Raw genomic sequence first — 11690 nt, 5'->3', positions numbered from 1 at the left:
CCACGGCCACGAGGGCCGTAGTCGGAATGGGCGGGGGGAGGAGCGGTGTTACGAGGGGATCATGGGGCGACGATGCTGGCGGAGTCGCCCTCCTGGCCGATCAGTACGGCATTGGCCCAGTTGGCGCAGACCTGGGCGGGTTGACTGCCCTGCGCACCCAGCGTGCGCAGGCTCAGGATGGAAAGGCCTCGGATGTCCAGCTCCGGCTTGACCACGCCGGGTGCCTTCACCAGGCCGCTGTCATACAACAGGCGGTTGTCACCCCAGACCTGGAACTGCAGGCCACCGGCGGTGCGGCAGGCGTCGTCGATGCCGAGGTCGGCACGCAGCAGGTGCCAGCCGCCCTGCAGGCGCAGGTCGATGCGGCTGTTGGCGCCGACGCCCAGGCCACGGCGGAACTGCAGGCCGTTCATGCGCATGCCGGCGTCGCCACGGAAGGACTGGTCGGTGCGCACCTGGCTGGCCAGCGCGGCCGGCACCGGCAGCTCGGAGAGATAGCGCTGCCGGGCCGGTCGCTCCGGTTCCTGGTGTTCGAGGATGTGGAAGGTGGACAAGGCGATCGGGCCGACGTCGCGTGGCTGCAGTGCATCGAATGCGCGGGCGCTGCCCTGTGCGGCGGTGACCATCGGGTCGGTGCTGCTGGCGCCGTCGCCTTCGGGGTTCTGCACGCTCAGCACGCGGAAGCGCAGCAGGCGCCCGGCATGGGCCGGGAACGCGATGCGCTGCACGCCCTCCTTCAACTGCAGGCGGCCACGTGCGATCGGCTCGCCCCACTCGCCATTGCTATCGCCCAGGTACACCTCGTAGTCGCGCACCTGGCCGTGCTTCCAGTTCTTGTCGTTGCGCGGCGCGATGTCGATGCCGTCGATCATCCTGCGCTCGCCGAAGCCGATCACCCACTCATGCGCACCGGTGCGCACGGCCTGGTTGCGCACACTGCGGAACCAGGTGGCCGGATCGTCGTCGAAGGCATTTTCCAGCGCATGGCCAGGCTCTTCGGCCGGGCGGTTGACCACCAGCAGGCTGTCGGCCGGCAGTTCGCGGCCCAGCACCGGCGCAGCCGGATAGGCATCGTCGGCGGCCGCAGCGGCCACCGCGAAGTCCAGCTGCAGTTGCAGCGGCTGGCGGATGTCCTGGGTAGCGGTACGCACGTGCAGCGTGCCACGGCGCTCCTTGGCATCGAAGTACCAGCCTTCAGCCGCACCGTTGAACGCCGCCGCATCGGCCAGCGCCGGCAACGCGCGGCCACCGGCCTGCACCGCACGCGGCGCCTGGCGGCTGAGCACGCGCAGGCCATAACGGCGCTGCGCCAGCTGGCCATTGTACTGCCCCTGCACCGGATCGATCTGCACCTGCACCGGGCCACTGCCCTGCACCGGCGCCTGCACTCGGATCTGCTGCGTGCTCGACTCACCCTGCTGGTAGCGGCGCGTGTTGCCATCGTCTTCGTACAGCGTGTACTGCGACTCGCCCTGCGGGTACAGGTCGAACGTCACTTCATCCAGCGGCTTCTCGCCGTCGAACAGCATCGACGGGTACATCGGCAGGATCGCACCGGCACGCACGAACACCGGCAACGTGGCCAGGTCCACCTGCCGGTCGAGCTGGCGGCCGTCGGCGCCGGCCTGCACGCGGCGGCCATCCCAGTAGTCGATCCAGCCGCCGGCCGGCAGGTGGATGTCGCGGCGCCAGCCACGGCTGGCGGCCTGGCTGCGGTACACCGGCGCCACCAGCAGGTCGCGGCCAAGCAGGAACTGGTACTTGTAGGTTTCATCCTGCGCATGCGGGTCGCGCGGGTTGTCCCACATCAGGCCGCGCACCGGCGGTGCACCGGTCTGCGCGGCCTCGTGCACCAGCCCGTACATGTACGGGGTCAGGCGCATCTTCAACTTCAGGTAATCGCGGTTGATGCTGCGATAGGGCTCGTCGTACCACCACGGGTGCTTGCGTGCGTTCGACGACCAGCCGCTCATGCCCATCAGCACCGGGGTGAAGGCTTTCCACTGCAGGTCGCGGGTGAAGGTTTCGGCGCTGCCGCCGAAGATCGCATCCACATCGCCACTGGCGTAGGCCATGCCGGACAGGCCCGAACCGACCAGGGTCGGCACGTGCCAGCGGATGTAATCCCAGCTGCTGCTCTGGTCGCCGGTCCACGCTACGGCGTAGCGCTGGATCCCGGCCCAGCCCATCACCGTCCACAGGAACGGGCGCGAATCGGAATTGTCGAGGATGCCGTTGAACGCCTGGCGGTTGGCGTCCATCGCGAACTGGTAGCCCTTGCCGGTCCAGGCCACGTCCAGCTTCTGCACGCGGCTGCCGGCCTTGCCCACTTCCCAGGCGATCTTGTCGACGCCGTTCTCGGTCCACAGGCCGGTGCGGAAGCCGTACTTGGCCAAGCCCTGCACGGTTTCCGGCAGCTTCTTGTAACCGCAGCCGTAGCCATCGTTGGGCAGGATCCAGCCACCGGGCATGTCGTGGGCGCGGTACTGCTTGGCCACCGAGTCGATCACATCCGGAGTGGTGCCGGTCGGGCCGTCACTCCAGCCTTCGGGCACGGTGCCGGGCTTCTTGGCATTGTCACCGTCGTTGTAGCAATCGGCATCGCCGTAGGACAGCGCCCAGCGCGCGACCATGTTCGGGCGGCCGGTCAGCTGGGTGTAGCGCTCGATCAGTTTAGGCAGGTCGGCGCCGACGAAGTAATAGGCATCGAAGCGGTCTTCGCGGTGCAGCAGCGTGGCCTGGTCGGCCTCGCGCAGATCGTAGCTGCCATCGCTCCAGGTGTTGCGCAGCATGCCCCAGCCACGGCTGCTCAGCAGCATCGGTGCAGGGCTGGGGCGGTCGCCCTCTTCCCAGCCGCCGGAGTAGGACACGTCCAGCTCGCGGCCCTTGAACTGGTAACGGCCGTTCTGCTGGCCGCCACCGAAGTAGCCCTCATCGGCCTGCGAGGACAGCACCTGCACGCTCTGCGTGGCATCCAGGTCCAGCGGCTGCAGTTCCTGCCACAGCGCGGTGGGCTGGCCGTTGTCCAGGCGTTCCAGGCGCATGCGCAGCGGCTGCCGCTGTACATGCAGGACCAGTGCATCGGTGCGCACGCGGATTTCCTGTGCGTCTTCTTCCAGCTGCGCCTTCACGTTCGCCTTGGGCTGCGGCAGCACGATCGGTGCGGCCTTGTCGCCGGCACCGGTCAGCGTGCCGTTGCGGCCGGCCTGCACGCGGATGATGTCGGTGGCCGGCAGTTCGATGCGGATGCGCGCGCCCTTGTCGGTCTGCAGGTCCCAGCCCTGCACGCCGTCGCCGCTGGCGCTGGCGGCAACCGAACGCAGGTTGCCGACCGGCTCGGCCTGGGCCGGCATGGACGCCAGCATCAATGCCGGCAACAGGGCCAGCATCAGCGGCGAGCGACGAACGCAGTTTTCCACGCGGACTCCCAACCCGTTCACCGGGCGTTTCGAAAGCGATTGGGCCGACTCTAGGGCAGCGATTCGAAAGATGTCAACAAATTGAAAGTAAAAAGGAAGATATATTCCATTGAAACGAAAGTTGTTGCGCCGCAATACTTTGTGTAATCGCTTGCAGACGCCTGTTAAGCATTGTGCGATACGGCATTTGGCGAATTCTTGCGTTTTCCGACGTGCTCTGGGCAGAGCGAAGTCGGCGTCACATTTTCTTTCTTTTTGCTTTCGCTATTTGACATTTCGAAAGAAAACACAGATGGTGCGCTGGCCCAACTGGAACCTCCGAATGGACGTCACCCTGCTTTCCGATGTGTCCGCCTGGCAGCGCCTTGGCGGAGCCGATACCGCTACCGAAATCGCCCAGCAGCCTGCGCTGTGGGAAGCCCTCGCACAGGACCTGTCGCGTGCCCGCGACCGCCTGCAGGCCTTCCTCGGCGACAGCCTCAACGATCCCAACCAGCGCGTGCTGTTCACCGGCGCCGGCAGCTCCGGCTTCATCGCCGAAATGGTGGCCGACGCGATCAACGCGCAGTGGCCAGCCGATGTGCGCGTGGTGCACACCACCAGCCTGCTGACCCACCCGGCGCTGTACCTGCAGCGCGACCGCCCGACCCTGCTGGTCTCGTTCGGCCGCAGCGGGTCCAGCCCGGAAAGCGTGGCGGCGGTTGACCGCGTGCGCAGCGACGTGGATGACGCGCGCTTCCTCGACATCACCTGCAACGCCGATGGCGAACTGGCCCGCCGTGGGGCCGGCCGTGCCGATACCTGCACCCTGCTGATGCCGTCGGCCAGCTGCGACCGCGCCTTCGCCATGACCAGCAGCCTGACCTGCATGCTGCTGGCCGCGCTGACCGTGTTCGATCGTTCGCCGTGGGATGCGCGCGTGGCGCGCCTGAAGCAGATCGCCGCGCTGGCCCGCGAAGGCCAGGCGCAGTGGGACGCACCGGTGGCGGCGCTGGCGCAGCGCCCGTTCAACCGCATCATCTACCTCGGCAGCGGCCCACTGGAAGCGCTGGCACGCGAGTGCGCGCTGAAGGTGCTGGAACTGACCGCCGGCCGCGTGCTGGCGCTGGCCAACACCCCGCTGGGCTTCCGTCATGGGCCGAAGTCGACGCTGGATGGCAACACCCTGGTGGTGGTGCTGCGCAGCGTGCAGCCGCTGGCGCGCCGCTACGAACAGGACCTGCTGGAAGAACTGCGCCGCGACGGCGTGGCCGGCCAGGTGCTGGCGATCGGCCCGCATTCGGACATCGGCGCCGATGACGAATACACCCTCACCGTGCCGGCACTGGACGACCCGTGGCTGGCGCCGGTGTGGCTGGGCTTCGCGCAGCTGTTCGCGCTGCAGCGCTCGGCCGCGCTTGGCCTGACCCCGGACAACCCGTTCCCGGATGGCACCGTCAACCGCGTCGTCAAGGGCGTCACCATCCACCATGGCTGAGCTGATCGCCCACGCCTGCTACGGCATCGACATCGGCGGCACCAAGATCGAGCTGGTGGCGTGCGATGCGGCGATGCAGGTCACCTGGCGCCGCCGCGTGGCCACCCCACAGGGTGACTACGACGGCTTCCTGCAGGCGGTGGTGGCGCTGGTGGCCGAGGCGGACGCCGCCCTCGGCCGCAGCGATGCGGCCATCGGCATCGCCCTGCCCGGCGTGCGTGACCGCCGCAGCGGCCGCCAGCTCAGCGCGAACGTGCCTGCACTGACCGGCCAATGCGTGGCGCAGGATCTGCAGGCACGCCTGCAGCGCCCGCTCCACTTCGGCAACGATCTGCAGTGCTTTGCCCTGTCTGAAGCGCACGGCGGCGCGGCTGACGGCTACCCCAGCATGTTCGGCGCCATCCTCGGCACTGGTGCCGGCGGCGGCTTCTGCCTGCACGGCCGGCTGCTGTCCGGCTTCAACGGCCTGGCCGGCGAATGGGGCCACTGGAGCGTGCCCGGCCACCTGCTGCAGCGCCACGGCCTGCCGCTGCTGGACTGCGGCTGCGGCCTGCAGGGCTGCGTGGAGCGCTATGTGTCCGGCAGCGGTGTGGCGATGATCGAGCGGCACCTCGGTGGCAGCGCCGCCGACGCCAGCGCCGTGATCGCCCTGGCCGAAGCCGGCGATGCACGTGCGCGCAAGGCGTTGGACATCCACCGCGATCTGCTTGGCCACAGCCTGGCCGCGCTGGTGCTGGCGCTGGACCCGCACGTGATCGTGCTCGGCGGTGGTCTCTCGCAGTACGCGCCGCTGTACCAGCAGCTGCCGTCGGCCATCGCTGCCCATCTGTTCAACGGCGTGCAGGTGCCGCCGATCGTGCCGCCGCGCTTCGGCGATGCCGGTGGCGCACGTGGTGCCGCCCTGCTCGCCTGCCAACCCTCGTTTTCCTGATGTCCGGAGCCTGACCATGTCCCCGTTGCAGACCCTGCTTGCCTCCCACCGCGCCGGTGCCAACGTCGGCCTGTACAGCGTCTGCTGCAGCAACGAGCAGGTGCTGCGCGCGGCCATGCACGTGGCGCTGGCGCATGGCACCGTGCTGCTGATCGAGGCGACCTCCAACCAGGTCGACCAGTTCGGCGGCTACACCGGCATGACCCCGCCGCAGTACCGCGATTACGTCGGCACGCTGGCCGATGAGGAAGGCTTCCCGCGCGAGCGGCTGATCCTGGGCGGTGACCACCTCGGCCCGAATGCCTGGCAGAAGCGCCCGGCTGCCGAAGCGATGACCCACGCGCGCGTGCTGATCGAAGCCTACGTCGCCGCCGGTTTCCACAAGATCCATCTCGACTGCAGCATGTCCTGCGCCGATGACCCGGTGCCGCTGCCCGATGCCATCGTTGCCGCACGCTCGGCCGAGCTGGCCGAGATCGCCGAACGCACCGCCGCCGAACACGGCCTGCCGCCGCCGGTCTACGTGATCGGTACCGAGGTGCCGATTCCCGGTGGAGAAGCCTCGCTTGCCGAGGGACTGCAGGTGACCACGCCGGCCGCCGCCGCGCAGACCCTGGCCATCCACCAGCAGGCGTTCGACACGCCGCAGCTGCGTGATGCGTGGCAGCGCGTGATCGCGATGGTGGTGCAGCCGGGCGTCGACTTCGACCACAGCAGCGTGCACGAGTACGACCCGGCCGCCGCCAGCACGCTGGCCGACTTCCTGGAACAGCAGCCACGCATCGTGTTCGAGGCGCACTCCACCGACTACCAGCGCGAAAGCGGCCTGCACGCGCTGGTGCGCGACCACTTCGCCATCCTCAAGGTCGGCCCGGCGGCGACCTTCGCCTACCGCGAAGCGCTGTTCGCGCTGGCCGCGATCGAGGCCGAACTGCTGCCGGCCGCACAATGCTCGCGCCTGCCGCAGGTACTGGACGAGGTGATGGTGGCGCAGCCGAAGTACTGGCAGTCCTACTACCAGGGCGATGAGGCAGCGCTGCGCCTGCTGCGCAGTTACTCCTTCAGCGACCGCTGCCGCTACTACTGGGGCGAGCCGGCGCTGGTACAGGCGGTGCAGACCCTGTTCGCCAACCTGGAACAGCACGCGCCGCCGCTGGTGCTGCTCAGCCAGTACCTGCCGGAACAGTACCGCGCCGTGCGCGAAGGCGCCCTGGCCAACACCCCCACCGCACTGGTGCAGCACCGTATCGGCCTGTGTCTGGGCGAGTACGCCCGTGCCTGCAGCGCTAACCAGGCCGGAACCCGCACTCACCACGCAGGTTCGGCTGCCGCCGTTGCTGCGAACGGCTAATCTCTACCTTTCCCCGCGACACCGAGAATGGCCATGCGCAACACCCGCTCCCGCCGGCAACAGATCCTGCAGCTGCTGATCGAGCACGGCTCGGTGCAGGTGGCCGATCTGGTCGAGCGCTTCGGCGTGTCGGCGGTGACCATCCGTGCCGACCTGACCCATTTCGAATCGCAGGGCCTGGCCAACCGTACCCACGGTGGCGCCACGCTGGTGCGCACGCCGCCGCAGGAACAGGACATCCACGAAAAGGACGCACTGAACCTGCCGCTGAAGGAATCGATCGGCGCGTGTGCCGCGCGCCTGGTACGGCCTGGTGACAACATCATCATCGACTCCGGCTCGACCACGATGACCCTGGCCCGCCACCTGCGCACGCAGCGCGACGTGACGGTGATGACCAACGGGCTGAACATCGCCTGGGAACTGGCCAACGCGGCCGGCATCAACGTGCTGCTGACCGGCGGCCTGTTGCGCCAGCAGTCGCTGTCGCTGCAGGGCAGCCAGGCCGAAGCCAGCCTCAACTCCTACAGCTTCGACACGCTGTTCCTGGGCGTGGATGGCCTGGACCTGCAGTTCGGGTTGACCACCCATGACGAAGCCGAAGCCCGCCTCAACCATCGCATGGTCGAGCGTGCACGCCGTATCGTGGTGCTGACCGACGCCTCCAAGTTCGGGCGCGTCAGCCTGCACCGCATCGCCCTGCTGGATCAGATCCACACCATCATCACCGATGCCGGCATCGACGACGCAACCCGCGAGGGACTGCAGCGGCTGGGTATCGAGGTGATCATCGCCGAGCCCACCGCATGAGCGACACCCGTTCCCTGCATGGCCGCATCCTCACCCCGCTGGGTTGGCGGCGTGGCCACGTCCACTTCGATTCCCACGTGCGCCAGCTGCAGGTGGACGACCACAGCGGCGCTGACGATCTGCAGCTGCCGGTGATCCTGCCCGGCTTCATCGACCTGCATGTGCACGGCGCTGCAGGGGTGGACCTGATGCAGGGCGGCGACGTGGCGCGCACCATCGCCCGCACCCATCTGCGCTTCGGTACCACCACGCTGCTGGCGACCACCATGACCGCCGGCCTGGATGAGATCGAGCACGCGCTGCACGGCGTGGCCGCCACCATGGCCGCACCCGATGCAGACGCCGCCAGCATCGTCGGCGTACATCTGGAAGGGCCGTTCATCAGCCCGCAGCGGCTGGGCGCGCAGCCCAACCGCACCATCGAGGCGACGCTGGCGCTGGTACAGCGGCTGCACGCGCTGGCGCCGATCCGTGTGATGACGCTGGCGCCGGAGATCGGCGAGCACACCGCGCTGATTCCCGCGCTTTCGGCAATGGGCATCCGCGTGCAGCTCGGCCACAGCGCCGGTACCTACGAAGAAGGTGTTGCTGCGCTGCAGGCCGGTGCCTCCGGCTTCACCCATCTGTTCAACGGCATGACCGGCGTCGATCACTATCGCCCGGGCATCGCGGCGGCGGCACTCGCGCATGCGCAGTACGCCGAGATCATTCCCGATCTGCAGCACATCCATCCCGGCGTGATCCGCCTGGCCGCGCGCGCGATCCCGCGCCTGTACGCAGTGACCGACGCGACTGCCGCCACCGGCATGCCCGACGGCGAGTACGCACTGGGCGAGCAGCGCGTGCACAAGTGCGGCGGCTGCGTGCGCCTGGCCACGGGTTCGCTGGCCGGCAGCGCGCTGACCATGGACCAGGCGCTGCGCAACCTGGTGCAGGTGGGACTGGAGCTGGCCGATGCCTCGCAACGTGTCTCCACCTTCCCGGCCGACTACCTGGGCCTGGGCGATCGCGGCCGCATCGCGCCCGACGCCCGCGCCGACCTGGTGGTGCTGGACGCCGAACTGCGCCTGCAGCAGGTGGTGGTGGGTGGGCGCGTGGTCGATTTGAACGCAACACCAGCCTGACGCACCGTGCCTTCGTAGAGTCGAGCCATGCTCGACTGCTCTGCCGCGCCATGCGCGGTCAGTCGAGCACGGCTCGACTCTACAGAAAGCAATCCGCACCGAAACATCTCCTGGGATATGCCGATGACTGCACGCACCGCTCCGCGCTGGCCCGTACGCTACCTGCTCTTCATCGGCGGCCTGGGTGGCCTGCTGTACGGCATCGACATCGGCATCATCGCCGGCGCCCTGCCCTATCTCGAAGCAACTGCCAGCCACGCCTGGCAGCTCAGCAGCCAGCAGCTCGGCTTCGTGGTGGCAGCGGTGCTGCTGGGCAGCGTGCTGTCCTCGCTGTTCGCCGGCATGGTTGCCGACCTGATCGGCCGTCGCGGCGCGATGCTGCTGGCCGGCCTGCTGTTCACCGCCTCGATTCCGATCATGGCACTGGCCTCCGGCTACACGCCGCTGCTGCTGGGGCGCCTGCTGCAGGGCATCAGTGGCGGTTTGATCGGCGTAGTGATTCCACTGTACCTGGCCGAAGTGCTCAGCCCCGAGCGACGTGGGCGCGGTGCGGCGATGTTCCAGCTGCTGCTGACCGTTGGCCTGGTGCTGGCAGCCCTGATCGGCCTGTACCACGCTCACGCCGTGGATGCCGCCGCCGAAGCCGTGCGTTCGCTGCCGGTCGCGCAGCAGGCGCAGGAACTGTTCACAGTGAAGGACCACGCCTGGCGCACCATCTTCTGGACCTGCCTGGCGCCAGGCCTGCTGTTCTGCGCCGGCATCTTCTGGCTGTCCGAATCGCCACGCTGGCTGGTACGCCGCGGCCGCATCGATGAAGCCCGCCGCAGCCTCCAGCGCGTCCTGCCCGCCGCAGATGTCGAGCCCACGCTGGCCCAGATCCAGGCGCCGGAATCGAGCAGCAGCGACGGCAAGCGCGATCCACTGCTCAGCCGCCGCTACGTGGTGCCGTTCCTGCTCGCCTGCGTGGTGCTGGCCTGCACCCAGGCTACCGGCATCAACTCGGTGCTGGCCTACGCGGTGAACATCCTCAACCAGGCCGGCCTGTCCGGTTCAGTGGCCAACGGCGCCGACGTGGCGATCAAGCTGCTCAATGCGGTGATGACCGTGGTCGCGTTGCTGCTGGTCGACCGCAAGGGCCGCAAGTTCCTGCTGATGCTCGGCAGTGGTGGCATCTGCGTGGCGCTGCTGGCCGCGGCCACGCTGTTCTTCCAGGCCGAGCGCGGCCGTGCCGATGTGCAGCCGCAGCTGCAGGCGGCGGTCAGCGGCGACGGCCTGCAGCTGGTGCTGGATGATGCGCAGTGGCAGCGCCTGGGCGCGGGGATCGACCGCGAAGGGCGGCCGATGCAGCTGACCGTCTCCTATGCCTACGGTGATTTCACCAACGTGCGCGCCCTGCGCAGCGACAACCTGACCGATCGCGAGCTGCGCATCGAGCGCGCCGGCACTGTGCAGCCCGACAGTGTGATTGGTGCGTTCTTCCGCAAGCTGCATCTGAACCCGTTCGCCGACCCGGCCAGTGCCGCGCAGGCGCCGCTGCGCATCGAACAGGCGCGCATCGGCCCGGTGCCGCCACCGGCACACGGCTGGGCCGTGGCCGCCTGCATCCTGGTGTTCGTCGCGTTCTTCGCGGTCGGCCCCGGCGTGTGCGTGTGGCTGGCACTGTCGGAGCTGATGCCGAACCGCATCCGTTCCAATGGCATGAGCATCGCGCTGCTGATCAACCAGTTCGTGTCGACCACCATCGCCGCCATCTTCCTGCCCACGGTGGGCCACTACGGCTACGCCAGCATGTTCGTGTTCTGGGCGGCGTGCACCTTCGTGTTCTTCCTGGTAGCCGCGTTCTGGCTGCCGGAGACCAAGGGCAAGTCACTGGAGGAGATCGAGGCACGGTTCGCGGGAAAGCGGGGCTGACAGCGCCTGCACCTGGCGTCGGCCATACCCCATGACATGCCAACGGGGTATGGCCCGCCGATGACGGTATGGCACGCCGATGGGTGCGGCACGCAGACCGGGTAGAGTCGACTGTTAGTCGACTGCTCTTCGCTCCAACACCAGGAACGCCGCGCTACGCGCGTGAGTCGACTAACAGTCGACTCTACCGCTGCCATCACTTCCCGGTGATATGCCTGGCCAACGCCTGCGCCTCAGGTCGCTGAGGCTGTGGCACGCCGATGGGTACGGTACGCAGACCGGGTAGAGTCGACTGTTAGTCGACTGCTCTTCGCTCCAACACCAGGAACGCCGCGCTACGCGCGTGAGTCCACTAACAGTCGACTCTACCGCTGCCATCACTTCCCGGTGATATGCCTGGCCAACGCCTGCGCCTCAGGTCGCTGGGCTGTGGCACGCCGATGGGTACGGTACGCAGACCGGGTAGAGTCGACTGTTAGTCGACTGATCTTCGCTCCAACACCAGGAACGCCGCGCTACGCGCGTGAGTCGACTAACTGTGATCTCTCTGTACGTTGTTCATCCGGGACATCTTTGGAAAATGGTGGTTACCACACCTCTCCAGACCCCAAAGAGCCCGGATGAACCACCATAAAAATGCCCGTTTGACCGTCCATAGTCGAGCACT

General features: G+C 68.0%; 7 protein-coding genes. 6 read left to right on the top strand and 1 reads right to left on the bottom strand.

Features of this window, described 5'->3' with window-relative positions; all coding sequences use genetic code 11:
* Positions 1 to 59: 59 nt before the first annotated feature.
* Positions 60 to 3419: a TIM-barrel domain-containing protein gene (locus tag AC5P5X_RS18115; protein WP_111189162.1), complete on the bottom strand. Its 3360-nt coding sequence runs from the start codon at positions 3417 to 3419 to the stop codon at positions 60 to 62.
* Positions 3420 to 3741: 322 nt separating this feature from the next.
* On the opposite strand from AC5P5X_RS18115, the gene AC5P5X_RS18110 reads away from it, so the two are divergent.
* The 6 genes from AC5P5X_RS18110 to AC5P5X_RS18085 all read left to right on the top strand — a co-directional run bounded on the left by AC5P5X_RS18110 (position 3742) and on the right by AC5P5X_RS18085 (position 11023).
* Positions 3742 to 4896, top strand: coding sequence for an SIS domain-containing protein (locus AC5P5X_RS18110; RefSeq protein ID WP_005411499.1), 1155 nt, complete (start codon positions 3742 to 3744; stop codon positions 4894 to 4896).
* The gene (locus AC5P5X_RS18105; protein WP_024958683.1) at positions 4889 to 5827 is read left to right on the top strand and encodes an ROK family protein; all 939 of its coding nucleotides are present in this window, start codon (positions 4889 to 4891) and stop codon (positions 5825 to 5827) included. The genes AC5P5X_RS18110 and AC5P5X_RS18105 overlap by 8 nt, the downstream gene beginning before the upstream one ends.
* 16 nt (positions 5828 to 5843) lie before the next feature.
* Entirely contained in the window at positions 5844 to 7178 is a 1335-nt protein-coding gene (locus AC5P5X_RS18100) for a D-tagatose-bisphosphate aldolase, class II, non-catalytic subunit (RefSeq protein ID WP_076739871.1), read from the top strand.
* A 33-nt stretch (positions 7179 to 7211) separates the two neighbouring features.
* Positions 7212 to 7988 carry a DeoR family transcriptional regulator gene (locus tag AC5P5X_RS18095; protein ID WP_005414783.1) on the top strand — a complete coding sequence of 259 codons (777 nt, stop codon included), beginning with the start codon at positions 7212 to 7214 and terminating at the stop codon, positions 7986 to 7988.
* The gene (nagA, locus tag AC5P5X_RS18090) at positions 7985 to 9112 is read left to right on the top strand and encodes an N-acetylglucosamine-6-phosphate deacetylase (RefSeq protein ID WP_062605440.1); all 1128 of its coding nucleotides are present in this window, start codon (positions 7985 to 7987) and stop codon (positions 9110 to 9112) included. Before AC5P5X_RS18095 ends, nagA begins: the two co-directional genes overlap by 4 nt.
* A gap of 123 nt (positions 9113 to 9235) precedes the next feature.
* Positions 9236 to 11023: an MFS transporter gene (locus tag AC5P5X_RS18085; protein WP_005414785.1), complete on the top strand. Its 1788-nt coding sequence runs from the start codon at positions 9236 to 9238 to the stop codon at positions 11021 to 11023.
* Positions 11024 to 11690: the final 667 nt, after the last annotated feature.

This window comes from Stenotrophomonas sp. YJH_SMC_91, from assembly GCF_059368495.1.
Note: the sequence above shows the minus strand (reverse complement) of the source record. Positions and strands in the feature narration are given on the sequence as shown.